Annotated in this window: 14 protein-coding genes and 1 tRNA gene; 8 read left to right on the top strand and 7 right to left on the bottom strand. The window is 71.5% G+C overall.

Translation table 11 applies throughout. The features are described 5' to 3' along the window. Positions 1 to 29: 29 nt before the first annotated feature. The 7 genes from ACFYMM_RS08875 to ACFYMM_RS08845 all read left to right on the top strand — a co-directional run bounded on the left by ACFYMM_RS08875 (position 30) and on the right by ACFYMM_RS08845 (position 5,473). Entirely contained in the window at positions 30 to 1,358 is a 1,329-nt protein-coding gene (locus tag ACFYMM_RS08875) for an OFA family MFS transporter (RefSeq protein ID WP_388385113.1), read from the top strand. Next, positions 1,333 to 1,461 (top strand): hypothetical protein, encoded by a 129-nt coding sequence (locus ACFYMM_RS08870; RefSeq protein WP_388385112.1) that lies wholly within the window; start codon positions 1,333 to 1,335, stop codon positions 1,459 to 1,461. Before ACFYMM_RS08875 ends, ACFYMM_RS08870 begins: the two co-directional genes overlap by 26 nt. 122 nt (positions 1,462 to 1,583) lie before the next feature. Then, positions 1,584 to 2,522, top strand: a complete 939-nt coding sequence (locus tag ACFYMM_RS08865) for a beta-ketoacyl-ACP synthase III (RefSeq protein ID WP_388385111.1) — start codon at positions 1,584 to 1,586, stop codon at positions 2,520 to 2,522. A 95-nt stretch (positions 2,523 to 2,617) separates the two neighbouring features. Next, positions 2,618 to 3,316, top strand: coding sequence for a GntR family transcriptional regulator (locus tag ACFYMM_RS08860; RefSeq protein ID WP_388385110.1), 699 nt, complete (start codon positions 2,618 to 2,620; stop codon positions 3,314 to 3,316). A gap of 87 nt (positions 3,317 to 3,403) precedes the next feature. Continuing rightward, positions 3,404 to 3,488 (top strand) — tRNA-Leu (locus ACFYMM_RS08855). Positions 3,489 to 3,645: 157 nt separating this feature from the next. Continuing rightward, complete coding sequence (locus tag ACFYMM_RS08850; RefSeq protein WP_388385109.1) at positions 3,646 to 5,007, top strand: hypothetical protein; 1,362 nt, start codon at positions 3,646 to 3,648, stop codon at positions 5,005 to 5,007. A gap of 130 nt (positions 5,008 to 5,137) precedes the next feature. Further along, a complete protein-coding gene (locus ACFYMM_RS08845) occupies positions 5,138 to 5,473 on the top strand; it encodes a hypothetical protein (RefSeq protein WP_388385108.1) in 336 nt (111 codons plus the stop codon). A gap of 67 nt (positions 5,474 to 5,540) precedes the next feature. Here ACFYMM_RS08845 and ACFYMM_RS08840 read toward each other — a convergent pair whose 3' ends face one another. From ACFYMM_RS08840 to ACFYMM_RS08820, 5 genes are all read right to left on the bottom strand, one after another. Beyond that, positions 5,541 to 6,473 carry a hypothetical protein gene (locus tag ACFYMM_RS08840; protein WP_388385107.1) on the bottom strand — a complete coding sequence of 311 codons (933 nt, stop codon included), beginning with the start codon at positions 6,471 to 6,473 and terminating at the stop codon, positions 5,541 to 5,543. A gap of 116 nt (positions 6,474 to 6,589) precedes the next feature. Next, positions 6,590 to 7,168: a fasciclin domain-containing protein gene (locus tag ACFYMM_RS08835; RefSeq protein WP_388385106.1), complete on the bottom strand. Its 579-nt coding sequence runs from the start codon at positions 7,166 to 7,168 to the stop codon at positions 6,590 to 6,592. Positions 7,169 to 7,413: 245 nt separating this feature from the next. Beyond that, on the bottom strand, positions 7,414 to 8,388 hold the full coding sequence (locus tag ACFYMM_RS08830; RefSeq protein WP_388385105.1) for a CorA family divalent cation transporter: 975 nt from the start codon (positions 8,386 to 8,388) through the stop codon (positions 7,414 to 7,416). A 57-nt stretch (positions 8,389 to 8,445) separates the two neighbouring features. Further along, positions 8,446 to 8,871 (bottom strand): hypothetical protein, encoded by a 426-nt coding sequence (locus ACFYMM_RS08825; RefSeq protein WP_388385104.1) that lies wholly within the window; start codon positions 8,869 to 8,871, stop codon positions 8,446 to 8,448. A 52-nt stretch (positions 8,872 to 8,923) separates the two neighbouring features. Then, positions 8,924 to 9,388, bottom strand: a complete 465-nt coding sequence (locus tag ACFYMM_RS08820) for an SHOCT domain-containing protein (RefSeq protein WP_388385103.1) — start codon at positions 9,386 to 9,388, stop codon at positions 8,924 to 8,926. A 359-nt stretch (positions 9,389 to 9,747) separates the two neighbouring features. Here ACFYMM_RS08820 and ACFYMM_RS08815 point away from each other — a divergent pair, with 359 nt between their 5' ends. Then, on the top strand, positions 9,748 to 10,245 hold the full coding sequence (locus ACFYMM_RS08815; RefSeq protein ID WP_388385301.1) for an ion channel: 498 nt from the start codon (positions 9,748 to 9,750) through the stop codon (positions 10,243 to 10,245). A 57-nt stretch (positions 10,246 to 10,302) separates the two neighbouring features. On the opposite strand, the gene ACFYMM_RS08810 is transcribed toward ACFYMM_RS08815, so the two are convergent. Together ACFYMM_RS08810 and ACFYMM_RS08805 are read right to left on the bottom strand one after the other, a co-directional pair. Beyond that, positions 10,303 to 10,500, bottom strand: a complete 198-nt coding sequence (locus tag ACFYMM_RS08810) for a hypothetical protein (RefSeq protein WP_388385102.1) — start codon at positions 10,498 to 10,500, stop codon at positions 10,303 to 10,305. 173 nt (positions 10,501 to 10,673) lie between these two features. Continuing rightward, entirely contained in the window at positions 10,674 to 13,334 is a 2,661-nt protein-coding gene (locus tag ACFYMM_RS08805) for a LuxR C-terminal-related transcriptional regulator (RefSeq protein WP_388385300.1), read from the bottom strand. Positions 13,335 to 13,508: the final 174 nt, after the last annotated feature.

Below are 13,508 nucleotides of genomic sequence, written 5' to 3'. Positions count from 1 at the left end.
ACTCCCTTGCCGCGCCCTACCGTCCGGGCATGAGCAGTCCCCCCCTCGCCCCACCGGGCTGGAGCCGCTGGCTCGTGCCGCCCGCCGCCCTCTCCGTCCACCTCTCCATCGGCCAGGCCTACGCCTGGAGCGTGTTCAAGGTGCCGCTGCAGTCCGCGCTCCATCTCGACGGCACCCAGAGCGCCCTGCCCTTCCAGCTGGCGATCGTCATGCTCGGCCTGTCCGCCGCGTTCGGCGGCACGCTCGTCGAGCGCAACGGGCCCCGCTGGGCCATGACCGTGGCCCTGATCTGCTTCTCCTCCGGCTTCCTGATCTCCGCGCTCGGCGCCGGGACGAGGCAGTTCTGGCTGATCGTCCTCGGCTACGGCTTCGTCGGCGGGATCGGCCTCGGCATCGGCTACATCTCGCCCGTCTCCACCCTGATCAAGTGGTTCCCGGACCGGCCCGGCATGGCCACCGGCATCGCCATCATGGGCTTCGGCGGCGGCGCGCTGATCGCCTCGCCCTGGTCGGCGCAGATGCTCCAGTCCTTCGGCACCGGCCACTCGGGGATCGCGCTCGCCTTCCTCGTGCACGGACTGTCGTACGCCGTCTTCATGACGCTCGGCGTGCTGCTCGTGCGCGTGCCGCGCACCGCGAAGCCGGTCGAGAGCGGACCGAGCGCCGTCGAGGGCGTGCAGGTGTCGGCCCGCGGTGCCGTGCGCACCCCGCAGTTCTGGCTCCTGTGGATCGTCCTCTGCACGAACGTCACCGCGGGCATCGGCATCCTGGAGAAGGCCGCCCCGATGATCACGGACTTCTTCTCCGGCACCTCCACCCCGGTCTCGGCCGCCGCCGCGGCCGGCTTCGTCGCCCTGCTGTCGGCGGCCAACATGGCCGGCCGCATCGGCTGGTCGTCCACCTCCGACCTCATCGGGCGCAAGAACGTCTACCGCGTCTACCTCGGCGTCGGCGCGCTGATGTACCTGCTCATCGCCCTCCTCGGCGACTCCTCCAAGCCGCTGTTCGTCCTGTGCGCGCTGGTGATCCTCTCGTTCTACGGCGGCGGATTCGCGACCGTCCCCGCCTACCTGAAGGACCTCTTCGGCACCTACCAGGTCGGCGCGATCCACGGCCGGCTGCTCACCGCCTGGTCCACGGCCGGCGTCCTCGGACCGCTGATCGTGAACTGGATCGCCGACCGGCAGGCGGCGGCCGGCAAGCACGGCCCGGCCCTGTACGGGCTGTCCTTCGGCATCATGATCGGGCTGCTCGTGGTGGGCTTCGCCGCCAACGAGTTCGTCCGCCCGGTCCACGCCCGCCACCACGTACCCGCCCCGAGGGAGGCCGCCGATGCCCAGCGACACCAGTCCGCCTGAGAGGCGGGGGCTGATCGCCCTGGCCTGGCTGTGGGTGGCCGCGCCGCTCGGCTACGGGGTCTACGAGCTCGTCCAGAAGGCCAGGCAGCTGTTCACGGGATGAACTGACGGAAGCCGACAACCCCGGCGCCCGATTCCTGTGGCTTCACCTGCCCTCGTACCGGTCAGTCACTGAACAGACTGGTGGGTCCCGCGACACCCGATGCAACAAGGGGGACCCATCCCATGAACGGCTCGCGCATCGCCGCCGTCGGCCACTACCAGCCCGCCAGGGTGCTCACCAACGAGGACCTGGCGGGCCTGGTCGACACCAGTGACGAATGGATCCGCAGCCGTGTGGGCATCGAGACCCGGCACATCGCCGGACCCGACGAACCGGTCGACGAACTCGCCGCCCACGCCGCCGCCAAGGCCCTCGCCGCGGCCGGACTCGCCCCCGGCGACATCGACCTGGTACTGGTCGCCACGTCCACCGCCGTGGACCGCTCGCCCAACATGGCCGCCCGGGTCGCCGCCCGGCTCGGCATCGGCTCGCCCGCCGCCATGGACATCAACGTGGTCTGCGCCGGGTTCACGCACGCGCTGGCCACCGCCGACCACACGGTGCGCGCCGGCGCCGCGACACGGGCCCTGGTCATCGGAGCCGACAAGATGTCCGAGGTGACCGACTGGACCGACCGCTCCACCTGCGTACTGGTCGGCGACGGCGCCGGGGCCGCCGTCGTGGAGGCCGCGCGCGAGCCCGGCATCGGGCCGGTGCTGTGGGGCTCGGTGCCCGAGATGGGGCACGCCGTGCGCATCGAGGGCCAGCCGGCGCGGTTCGCCCAGGAAGGGCAGAGCGTCTACCGCTGGGCCACCACCCGGCTGCCGCCGCTCGCCCGGGAGGCCTGCGAGCGGGCCGGACTCACCCCCGAGGACCTCGCCGCCGTCGTCCTCCACCAGGCGAACCTGCGCATCATCGAGCCCCTCGCGGAGAAGATCGGCGCCGTCAACGCCGTCGTCGCCCGCGATGTCGTCCGCTCCGGCAACACCTCGGCCGCGAGCATCCCGCTCGCCTTCTCCCGTCTGGTGGAGCAGGGGCGGATCTCCACGGGCGATCCGGTGCTGCTGTTCGGCTTCGGCGGGAACCTGTCCTACGCCGGGCAGGTCGTGCGCTGCCCCTGAGCGGCCGTGGCCGGCCCGGTGCGAGGCGTCCATACTGGAGGGCGCGTCGCAGCGGCCCCGCGCCCGCGCCGCCCGCCCAGGAGGGGGACCGACCGATGTCGTCGACCGGACTGCCGCAGGGCGCGGTGCCCAGGCTCGAACGGCCCGGCCCGCTGCGCGACCGCGTCTACGAGGCGCTGCTCGAACTCATCACCACCCGCGCCCTGCGGCCCGGCCGGCATCTGGTCGAGAGCGAACTCGCCCGTCACCTCGGGGTCTCCCGGCAGCCCGTGCGGGAGGCGCTGCAGCGGCTGAACACCGAGGGCTGGGTCGATCTGCGGCCCGCCCAGGGCGCCTTCGTGCACGAGCCGACCGAGGCGGAGGCCGACCAGCTCCTCACGGTCCGTACGCTCCTGGAGGCCGAGGCCGCCCGGCTCGCCGCCGCCCACGCGGGCGACGCGGGCCTCGCGGTGCTGGAGGAACTGTGCGCCGAGGGCGAGAGGGCGGTGGCCGCCGACGACCTGGACGGCGCGGTCGTGATGAACGCCCGCTTCCACGCCAAGATCATGGAACTGGCCGGCAACGCGGTCCTCGCGGAGCTGGCGGCCCAGGTGGACCGCCGGGTCCGCTGGTACTACCCACCGGTCGCCCGGCGGCGCGGCCGGGAGTCCTGGGCCGAGCACCGGGCGCTGACCGCCGCGATCGCCGACCGGGACGAACAGCGCGCGGCCCACCTGATGCGCGAACACACCGAGCACACGCGCCGCGCGCACCAGGAACGCCCGGCGCCCTGGGCGACGGCACGCACCCGCTGAAAAACGCAGTTCAAGGGCACACCGAAAGCTTGGTATTGTTGTCCGTGTCGCCACCGGGTACACCCCCGGCCAGGCGGCAGACACCTGGTCCGGGTGGCGGAATGGCAGACGCGCTAGCTTGAGGTGCTAGTGCCCTTTATCGGGCGTGGGGGTTCAAGTCCCCCCTCGGACACAACCACCGACGACACGGTGACGAGGACCTCGACCTGACGGTCGCGGTCCTCTTTGCGTGCTCGTTGTGACTCGTTCACCCGCGTGACGCGACCCGGTCGCACGGACGGGCTCCGCGGGGTCTGCTGGTCCCACCGCACGTATCAAGGGGACACCAGATGCCGGAAAAGCCACCCACGAACCCCGGCGCCGAGCCGCCGCCGGGACACGACGCGGCAGCCGAGCGCAACGTGCTGGAACAACTGCGGGCCAGAGTCGCCGCGTTGGAGTCCGGTGGAGCACCGCGCGCGCGACATCACCGGTGGAGATCCTTCTTCTCGGCCCTGCTCATCGTCATCGGCTGCGTCCTCGCCCCGCTCGGCGCCGTCGCCGCGTGGGCGTCGAGCCAGGTGAACGACACCGACCGGTACGTCGCCACGGTCGCGCCCCTCGCCTCCGATCCCGCCGTCCAGGCGGCGGCGGCGAACCGGGTGACCGACGCGGTCATGTCGTACATCCACATCCCCGACCTGCTCCAAGGTGCCGCCCCCCAGGACAGGCCACGGCTGGAGCAGGCGCTGGGCGCGCTCGGGAACCCCCTGGAGAACGCGGTCCGCAGCTTCGTCCGCGGCAAGGCCCAGGACGTCATCGCCTCCGACGCCTTCCAGCGGTTCTGGGTGAACGCCAACCGTCAGATCCACACGGCTCTCGACAAGGCACTGACGGGCAGCGGCGGCGCGGTGAAAATCAACGACCAGTCCGTGACCGTCGACCTCGCTCCGATCGTGGACCGCGTCAAACAGCGCCTGGTCGGCGCGGGCATGGGGTTCGCCGCGAGGATTCCCCAGATCCACACCGACTTCACCGTTCTGCGCTCCGACGAACTCGGCAGGATGAAGACCTATCTCCGACTGCTCCGGCTCGCCGGAAGCTGGCTGCCGGTGCTCGTGGTGGTGCTCGTCGTCGCCGGTGTGCTGCTGGCCGTCCACCGCCGACGCGTCCTGGTCGCCGCGGTGCTCGCCGTCGGGTTCGCGATGCTGGTCCTCGGTGCCGGCCTCACCGTCTTCCGCGAGGTCTACCTCAACTCGCTGCCGGACACGGTCTCGCAGCCCGCCGCGGCTGCGGTCTACGACACGCTGGTCCGGTTCCTGCGCTCGTCCGTGCGGAGGGTGGTGGCGCTCGCCGTCGTCATCGCGCTGGCCGCCTGGCTGACCGGCCCGGGTCGGCGCGCGACGTTCGTGCGGGAGGCGTGGCGCTCGGGCAACAGGGCGGTCCGCGTCGCGGCCGACCGAGCAGGCTTCCGTACCGGCCCGGTCGGACCCTTCGTCCACCGGTACCGGACCTGGATCACCTGGATCCTGGTCGTCGCGGCCGTCCTCACGTACATGACGTGGAGCTATCCCACAGGGCTGGTCGTGGTGGTCATCGCGCTGGTGCTGCTCCTCGCCATGGCGGTGGTGGACTTCCTGGACGAGCCGGCGGAACTCGCGGACGGCGCGGTCTCCGGCCAGGGGCCCGGGACGGCTTCCGCGGCCGGCTGACGCGACGGACGTCAGCCGGCCGGCGGCCGGACGTGGCAGCGATGGCCTGTCCCACGTGCGGGCCCTTCGGATCTGGCGAATAGTGAAGGAGGGCGATGTTCCCGGCAACTCCCCGACCCCGGGAGGATTCATGCCTTCTTCACGACCGCTGGCCGCGCTCCTCGGCATCACGTTCCTCGGCCTCGCGCTCGGCGCCTGCCAGGACCAGGCGTCCGGTCAGGTCGTGGCGCGCAACGGTGTCAGGGTCGTGGAGACCCTCACCAACCCGTCCACCCACGGATGCCACCGTTTCCCCGAGGGCGTGACGCACGTCAACAACCAGACGCAGAGCAGCCTGCTTCTGTACACGACACCCGACTGCACCACGCCGCCGGGAGGGCAGAGCAGCTATCTGGACTTCGGAGCGTCGGACCAGGTCGTCATGGCCTCCGGTCCCTGGCGCAGCTTCTCCGTCGCGCCCGAGTGACACCGGCGGCTCACCGGCGCCGCTGCCGTACATGGCGGCCGTGCGCGGGTCGAGGCGGCCGGCGCTGTCAGGGGTGCTGGGCCCGGTCCAGCACCGGGGGCGGACTTCCCAGGCGGCGGGCCAGCGCCGGCTCCTGGGCCGCGACGGCACCCGCGCTGATGCCGATCGCCACAGCGACGCAGACCACGATCAGCCACGACAGCATGATGAACACCGAGCCGAGGGGGCCGTACTCGGCGACGGCCTTGTTGAGCGCCTGCGGTAGGTACAGCCGTGCGGTGACGGTCAGCGTGCTGAGGGCGATCGCGGTGATCACCGCTCCGGGCAGCAGGGGTTTCCAGCCGATCAGGCCGCCGAGCAGCAGGTGCTGGGTCCACCACCACAGACCCGTGAGACCGGCCAGGCCGATCGGGATCCCCAGCCAGGCCCCGACGCCGAACCCGTTGCGCAGGGGTCCCTGCACCAGGAGAGCCCCCAGCCACAGAGCGAGCCAGGCGAGCCAGCGCCAGGGGGCGATGTGGGTCCCTGCCCGGGGAATCCCCCACGCCCGTTTGCACAGCCGTTGCATCGCCCTGCTGACCGCGGTGGCCGAGAGCAGCACCATCAGGGCGCTGACCACGCCGGTCGCCTGCCGCAGATCGCCCGTCGTGGGGGTGAGCGCGTGTACGAGTTGGGCATCCGTGGCGCTGCTGATCCCGAAGACGGTGCGGAGGGACGTGATGAGCTGGCGCCGTACCGGAGCGGGAGCGTAGGTGCCGATCATGAAGAGCAGCGGGACCGCGGTGAGGAAGCACTGCGCCGCCAGACGTGTGGCGGAATCGAAGATGTTCACCGACACCATGCGGTCCGCGAGGTGGGTGAGCACCGGGAACCGAGCCGCCGCCCGCGCGTGCGCGGACCGCGCGGACGCGACCAACCGACGCGTGGCGCCGCGCCGGCGGGCGGACCGGCGCCGCGAGCGGAGCGTGTCCCCCGCGAGTACCCTCCCTGTACCGCGCATGACGTCGCTCCTTCGAGGTGCTGGGCACCACCGGGTCCGCCTCCCAGAAGCCGCGATGCACCGGCCCCGCGGACGTCGCGGAGCCGGTGCATCTGTCCCCTGTCGACCGCTGCCTCTCAGGACGGGGGCTGCAGGACCGCGTCGATGACGTAGATCGTGGCGTTCGCGGCCTTGATGTTGCCGCACACGATGTTCGCCTTGCCGTTGACCTTGAAGCTGGTGCCCGAGCCGGACGTGGTCAGTTTGCCGCCTTCAACTGTCTTGAAGGAGCCATTGGACAGGTCGTTCGGGGTGATCTTCTGGTCCACGACGTGGTAGGTCAGCACCTTCTTCAGCTGCCCCTTGTCGGCGAGCAGCGAGGTGAGCTGCGACGTGGTCACCTTCTGGAACGCCTGGTTGTCGGGCGCGAAGATGGTGATGTCGGGCTTCCCGTCGAGTTTGCTGGTCAGCTTCGCCCTGACCGCGGCCGCGACCAGTTGGCTGAGCTGCGGATACGCGGCCGCAGCCTCTGAGACCTTGTCTCTGGCCGTGCTGGCCTTCTGGGCGAGCGCCGAACAGCCGGAACCGAACGTGCCCGACGGGCTGGGAGACGCGTCCTGAGCGTGGCTCTGCGACGCCACACCTCCCAGCGCGAGGGGGATGGCGAACACGGTGGCCGCAGCGGCCTTCGCCGTACGCATGCGGGTGGACCTCATCGCAACCTTCCTCTCATGGAGGTACGAACACTTCTGAGGGTTGGACTGCGCAAGTCGTCGTTTCCGCCGGGCGGGTCGGGGCGGGATGGGATGGGGTGGGGTGGCTTCTGCGCCTGGCCATGGGCCACCACCCGGCCACTCAGCGAGCGTACCCAGCGGGTGCCGGTGGCCGCATCTCGAAGCCCCGGGCCACGCATGCGGCGCCGCACCCGGGGAGGGTCGCCGTTCCCACTGTCCATCAGTCATCAGTCCTCGTCCCGCAGGCTCCGCCAGACACGGGTGCGGTGCAGTATGTAGACGGCGACGAGCAGGACGACCACCTGAAGTCCTATGGCCAGGAGCCAGAAGACCACCCTGCTCTCCAACTCGTCGGTCAGGTAGGTGAAGTTCATTCCGAAGAACCCGGTCAGAAACGACAGGGGCAGGAAGATCACCGACACGATGGCCAACCGGTTGATCACACTGTTCTGCTCGCCGGCGACCAGGGACCCGTAACTGGCCAGGGCCCGGCGAACGGCCTCCTGCAGGGACTCGATGTCCGCGAGTACCAGCCGGCCGGAGCGCTGGAACTCCTGGGCGAGCCGCTGTCGCTCCACCGGAAAGGCGCGGCTCATCATCCTGCGCGTGATCACCTCCTCGACCGCCTGCAGGTACGGCAGCAGCGAGTGGTGCAGCAGTGCGGACCGGCGGCGCAGCTGGGAAAGCCGGTAGATCTGCTCCGGGCGCCGCTGCTCGAACATGTCGTCCTCCAACTCCTCCGCCTGGAGCAGCGCGTCGACCGCGGCCCGGCGGAACGTGGACAGCGCCTCCTGGAGCACCAGGAACAGAGTGGCCATGGCGTCAGGGGGCTTCTCCCGCCGCAGGTGCGTCGTGATGTCCGAGGCCAGGGCGGCCCGGCCGCGGTGGGACACGACCAGGAAGTGCTCCCCGGCCAGGGCGTGCACATGCGCTACCTGCCCCTCACGGACCACCGGCAGGACGACGCCGCTGATGGCGCCGAAGAATTCGGCCCGGGCGGGCTCGCCCTGTCTGCCGAACCAGGCCAGTTCCTCCGCGCCCAGTCCGAGCCGGCGGGCCAGTGGACCGTCCGCCGGGCCCTCCTCGTCGGACAGTTCGACGTCGAGGAGCAGGAAACGGTCCAGGGCGAGCCGCTGACGTGCCTCCGGCACGGACAGACGAGTGCTGGCTCCCTCCGGCAGCGACACCATCGTCAGGATCATCGCCCTCACCGCGATCCTCGCCCCGCGCGCCCCGGCGTGCGTGTCCCTTCAGTCGCGTCAGTCGAACATGCTGGAAGCGCCGTCCCGCGCCACGCAGAGGGCCCAGATGATGAATCCCGAGAAGGCGATCAGGACGATCGACCAGACGGGGTAGTACGGCAGGGAGAGGAAGTTGGCGATGATGACCAGCGAGGCGATGGCCACACCGCAGACGCGGCTCCACAGGGCGCCCCGCAAGAGGCCGAAGCTCACGAGCACCGCGATGACGCCCAGGATCAGATGGACCCAGCCCCAGCCGGTGAGGTCGAACCGGAAGACGTAACTGTGTGTCACGAGGAACACGCTGTCGTGCGCGATCGCCATGATCCCGCGGAAGAGGTCCAGGATCCCGGCGAGCAGGAGCATGACGGCGGCGAAGGCCGTGAGGCCGGTCGCCCATTGCTGCTTGGCGGCGGGTGGGGGTGCGGTGTGTGTGGCGGTCATCGTCCGGCCTCGTTTCTGTCGCGCTGTGCCTGTGCCTGTGCCTGTGCCGTGTTCAGTGGGCGGAGGAGCGGGGCGCGTCGGTCCGTCCGGACGGCGCGCTGCCGGCGAGGACGAGTTCCTTCGCCCGCCGGAACTCGTCGTCGGTGATGTCGCCGTGGGAGCGCATCTCGGACAGCTTCGTCAGCTCGTCGGCGCTGCTCATGCCCGTGTCCGCCCGGGCGGTCCGGCGGATGTAGTCGTCGACCGCCTGCTGCTGCGCACGGGCCTGCTGGGCCTCCCGGCGGCCCATGTTCCTTCCGCGGGCGATCAGGTAGACGAAGACACCCAGGAAGGGCAGGACGACGACGAACACGAGCCAGCCGGCCTTGCCCCAGCCGCCCAGGTCGTCGTCACGCACGATGTCGGCGACGACCCGGAAGAGGAGGAGGAACCACATGATCCACAGGAAGAACACCATCATGGACCAGAAGACACTCAGCGCCGGATAGTCGTACGCGAGGTAGACCTGCGCACTCATGTCTCTCTCCGTTCCAGGGCTGCGCCCTCGTACCGTGTGCTTCCCAGCGTGCGCGGCGCGGTGCGGCGGCCACCTCACCCGGGGCGGGTGAACGTTCCTCACACGATCGGCGGATCCGCCTGCCCGGCGGTCAAAGGGCCGCGTGCGGCACCTCACCGGGCCGGCGTGCCGCCGGCCGGCCGCCGGGGGCGTCACCCCTGGCGGGTGATCCGGGTCGGGGAACGTGACGATGGGGTGGGTAACCGGCCGGAGGTCGGCCCGTGACGGTGCGGAAGAAGAAGGACCAGATGACCGATCCAGTCGCTGCCGGGAAGCAGCCGGAGCCGGCGGTGGGTTCGGGCCGGCCGGGTCCCTGGGCCGTGGCCGTCTCCCTGGCCCGCTCGGTCGGCGCCTCGGTGGGCCTCGTCACCGCGTACTACCTGTTGCCCATGGACCGGCACCTCGAGGCCCTCACCGCACTGGCCCTCGTCGGTGGTCTGCTGGCGGTCGGCCTGTTCCTCGGATGGGAGGTGTGGCTCATCATGCGCTCGCCCTGGCCGCGGCTGAAGGCCGTCGAGGCGGTGGCCGCCACCGTGGCCCTGTACCTGGTCCTCTTCGCGAGCGGCTACTACCTGCTCGAACGCGCTGTGCCCGGCTCCTTCACCGAGTCCCTGAGCAGAACCGACGCGTTGTACTTCACGTTCACCACGTTCACCACCGTCGGCTTCGGCGACATCGTCGCCGTCTCCGAGACGGGCAGGGTGCTGGTGATGTGCCAGATGACGTGCAGCCTGCTGCTGGTGGGTCTCGCCGTACGGGTGATCGGGGCCGCGGTCCGCCTCGGTCTCAGACGCCAGGGGCGGGGCAGGCCGGAGTGAGGCGCGAGGAGCGGGGCGGGCGGACGAAACAGAGCGGCCGGCGTGGCGATGGCCGGATCACGAGGGCATCTGGCGCATCTCGAGCACTCGCAACCCCAGTGACTGGCAGCGGGCCAGCAGCCCGTACAGGTGTGCCTCGTCGAGGACCGCTCCGAAGAGGATGGTCTGACCGGCCACCAGCACGTGGTCCAGCTCGGGGAACGCCTTGACCAGCGTCTCGGTCATCCGTCCCTCGACGCGAATCTCGTAGCGCATGAGCTGTTCTGCCCCCACATCGACCCGAAGGGCTGCCGGTTCCTTTCCGTGCGATCCTCCGGCCCCTGTCACTCCACCGCTTCACCCGGGGCAGGTGATACCGCCGGCCGTGCGGGCGTTCGACGGGGTGGCGGCCCTCCGGCCGTCCGGCGCGCCGGCTGTGACGGGTTCCGTCACAACAGCCCCAGCTCCCGTGCGCGGCGTACCGCGTCGTGGCGCCGGTTCACGGCCAGTTTCCGGTAGGCACTCTTGAGGTGGGACTTGACCGTGTTGACCGACACGTACAGATCGGCGGCGATCTCCTCCGTCGACATCATCTGCGCCAGCCGGCCGAGGACGTCGCGTTCGCGTCCGCTCAGCTCCTCGACCACCGGCAGCGCCGGCGGCTCCTCGGCACGTCCCGGGCCGCCGGGCGTCGTCGGCCCGAAGGGGGACCAGTCCTCGGCCAGTGCGCCCAACGGCACCGCGCGCAGCCACGGCCCGGCGTCCACGAAGGGCCGTCGCAGCCGCTCGCGTCCGGCTTCCCGCAGCGCCCGGGACACGAGCCTGTGCTGGGACACCCGGTCCCCGCGCTCGGCTGCCAGCTGGGCCCTGACCAGTGTGGCCCGTACCGTGATGGCGGGGCCGACGTCGCTCTGCGGCCGCACTCTGTCGATCAGTTCCGCCGCCGCCTCGGGTCTGCCCATGGCAAGCTGTGCCCGCGCGGCCCCCACCAGGCACACCGGCTCGTCGTCGGGCGCCTCCTCCAGCAGCCTGACGGCCACCTCCGGCCGTCCCTCGGCGAGGTGGGCGGAGGCCGCCACGGACGCCGTGTGCGCTTCGGCCCAGGGGGACGCCACCTCGGCCGCGACGGCCCGTTCCGCCGCCTGGATCGCGGCCCGGGTGTCTCCCCGGGCCAGCAGGACCGTCCCGGTGACGATGGCCTGCCCCGCTCGCGTCACGGGGTCCGGCGGCAGGTGCTGTGCGTCCGTCGCGGCGTCGAGGAGGGCCTGGGCCCGGTCCAGCTCGTCGCGTTCGACGGCCACTGCGGCCAGGACCAGCGACGCCAGCCCCGGCCCGGGGGCCGGGGGAGGGCCGCTGCCGTTCCCTGCGGTGACCGTGGCCAACGCCTTGCGCTCGGCTCTGGCCGGCCAGCCCCTCAAATAGTCCATCAGGGCCAAGTGCCCCAGACACTCCTGACGCGCCTGCGTCGTCGCGACCGCCCGGCCCGAGTCGACCACCGCTGTCAGGGCCGCACGGGCCTCCCGGACACGGCCCGCCCACAGACGGACCGAGCCGAGGTGGGTGAGCAGGAGCGCGATCAGCTCGGGGTGCGCCTCGAGGAGCCTGTCGGGCACTTCGCGCCGCAGCTGCTCGACTGCCCGCGCCGCGGTCTCCGCGCGCCCGGGTGCACCCGTCAGACGCGCCGCGAGAGCTTCCAGGAAGGCGCAGCTCAGCCGGATCGCGGGCAGGTCGGGCAGTTGGTCCTCGGACGGCCCGTCCTGCGCCGCCAGAGCCCGTGCCGCCCGTTGCAGGCGGGCAGAGCCCCGCTCGACGTCGCAGCGCGCCAGTGCGCGCGCCGCGCGGACGAGGTCCGTGGCGGGGCTGGCGGGGTCGGGCCCCATGCGGGAGAACAGCTGGGACAGATCGCGGGAGTGCGCGCCCGTGAAGATCTCCCCGATGGCGAGATCGCCGACGAGGGCGCCGGCGGCGGTCTCCCAGTCGTCCGCCGCGGTCGCGTGGCCGAGCGTCTCGCCCAGGCACCCCGAGCGCCGCAGCCAGTGTGCCGCGTGCCGGTGGAGTTCGGCCTCCAGCCCCGGGGAGCGCACCCGGAGGTGGGCGCGGAGGATCTCCCCGAACAGCGGGTGCAGACGGAACCAGGCGTGCCCGAGGTACTCCACGAAGGCGTTCTGGCGGTGCAGGGCGGCCAGGACGCCCTCGGCGTCGGAACGTCCGGTGAGAGCGTCGGCGAGATCGGGGCAGAAGCGTTCGAGGACGCTGACCCGCAGCAGCAGATCCTGCGTTTCGGCTGTCTGCCGCCTGAGCACCTCGGCCAGCAGGAAGTCGGCGATCGTGGTCCGGTCGGCCTCGAACTCCTTCAGATACGTCCGCGGATCCGGCTCCCCCTGCGCGGCCAGCGCGCACAGCCGCAGTCCGGCGGCCCAGCCCCGGGTGCGCTCCACGAGCGGGCCCACGTCGTCGGTCGAGAGGCGCAGGCCGTGCAGGGCCAGGAGATCGGCCGCCTCGTCAGGGGTGAAGGCCAGCTCGGCGTTCCTGATCTCCGTGATGGTGCCGCCCGCCCGGTAGCGGTGCAGCGGGAGGAGCGGCTCGGTTCGCGTGACGAGGACCAGACGCATGCCGTGTCCCGCGTGCTGGAGGACGAAGTCCAGCTGGTCCGCGATCTCCGGGTCGGTCACCCGGTCGTATTCGTCGATGACCAGGATCACCGGGGTGTCCCGGGCACTCAGTTCGGCGGCGAGCCGCGTGAGCAGCCCGTCGTCGAGCCGGCCGGCGTCGGCGGTGGCTCCCGCACCGGCGCGGCGCAGGGTTTCGAGGAGGTACGCCCAGAAGACACCGCGGCCCCTGTCGGCCACCTGAGCGGTCAGCCAGGCGACGGGCCCGTCCCGGGCCGAGGCCCAGTCGGCGGCCAGCAGCGTCTTGCCCGCTCCCGCGGCACCATGGACCACCGTCAAGGGGGTCAGAAGGGCCTGGTCGAGATGGGTGACCAGCCGGTCCCGCCGCAGGAACGTCACGGGACGCGCCGGCACGGCGAACTGCGTGCGGAGAAACGGATCCCCTCCCGGCCCGGCGCGCGACGCGGTCGGTTCCGTTCCGTTCGTACCCGCTACGCCCATGCCGGTCACCACCTCGATCGTCGTGCCGCGGACGACGTTCCTCCTGGTCACCAGCTTGTTCCCGCACTGTCACGCGCGACGGGGGCCGATGGTCCCTGAGAGGGGCGGAACAGCCCTGTCACCATGATGACCCGCCGTTTCCCGACGCGCCCTGTGTCCCTGGAACACCTGGCG

Source organism: Streptomyces sp. NPDC006739, assembly GCF_042869815.1.
In the GTDB taxonomy this organism is placed as follows: Bacteria; Actinomycetota; Actinomycetes; order Streptomycetales; family Streptomycetaceae; genus Streptomyces.
This window is presented reverse-complemented; position numbering and strand designations above follow the sequence as displayed.

What these genes read in the sequence shown, in the direction of transcription:
- ACFYMM_RS08875 (WP_388385113.1), top strand. Translation starts at nt 30, where the DNA reads ATGAGCAGTCCCCCCCTCGCCCCACCGGGCTGGAGCCGCTGGCTCGTG.
- ACFYMM_RS08870 (WP_388385112.1), top strand. Translation starts at nt 1,333, where the DNA reads ATGCCCAGCGACACCAGTCCGCCTGAGAGGCGGGGGCTGATCGCCCTG.
- ACFYMM_RS08865 (WP_388385111.1), top strand. Translation starts at nt 1,584, where the DNA reads ATGAACGGCTCGCGCATCGCCGCCGTCGGCCACTACCAGCCCGCCAGG.
- ACFYMM_RS08860 (WP_388385110.1), top strand. Translation starts at nt 2,618, where the DNA reads ATGTCGTCGACCGGACTGCCGCAGGGCGCGGTGCCCAGGCTCGAACGG.
- ACFYMM_RS08850 (WP_388385109.1), top strand. Translation starts at nt 3,646, where the DNA reads ATGCCGGAAAAGCCACCCACGAACCCCGGCGCCGAGCCGCCGCCGGGA.
- ACFYMM_RS08845 (WP_388385108.1), top strand. Translation starts at nt 5,138, where the DNA reads ATGCCTTCTTCACGACCGCTGGCCGCGCTCCTCGGCATCACGTTCCTC.
- ACFYMM_RS08840 (WP_388385107.1), bottom strand. Translation starts at nt 6,473, where the DNA reads ATGCGCGGTACAGGGAGGGTACTCGCGGGGGACACGCTCCGCTCGCGG.
- ACFYMM_RS08835 (WP_388385106.1), bottom strand. Translation starts at nt 7,168, where the DNA reads ATGAGGTCCACCCGCATGCGTACGGCGAAGGCCGCTGCGGCCACCGTG.
- ACFYMM_RS08830 (WP_388385105.1), bottom strand. Translation starts at nt 8,388, where the DNA reads ATGATCCTGACGATGGTGTCGCTGCCGGAGGGAGCCAGCACTCGTCTG.
- ACFYMM_RS08825 (WP_388385104.1), bottom strand. Translation starts at nt 8,871, where the DNA reads ATGACCGCCACACACACCGCACCCCCACCCGCCGCCAAGCAGCAATGG.
- ACFYMM_RS08820 (WP_388385103.1), bottom strand. Translation starts at nt 9,388, where the DNA reads ATGAGTGCGCAGGTCTACCTCGCGTACGACTATCCGGCGCTGAGTGTC.
- ACFYMM_RS08810 (WP_388385102.1), bottom strand. Translation starts at nt 10,500, where the DNA reads ATGCGCTACGAGATTCGCGTCGAGGGACGGATGACCGAGACGCTGGTC.
- ACFYMM_RS08805 (WP_388385300.1), bottom strand. Translation starts at nt 13,334, where the DNA reads ATGGGCGTAGCGGGTACGAACGGAACGGAACCGACCGCGTCGCGCGCC.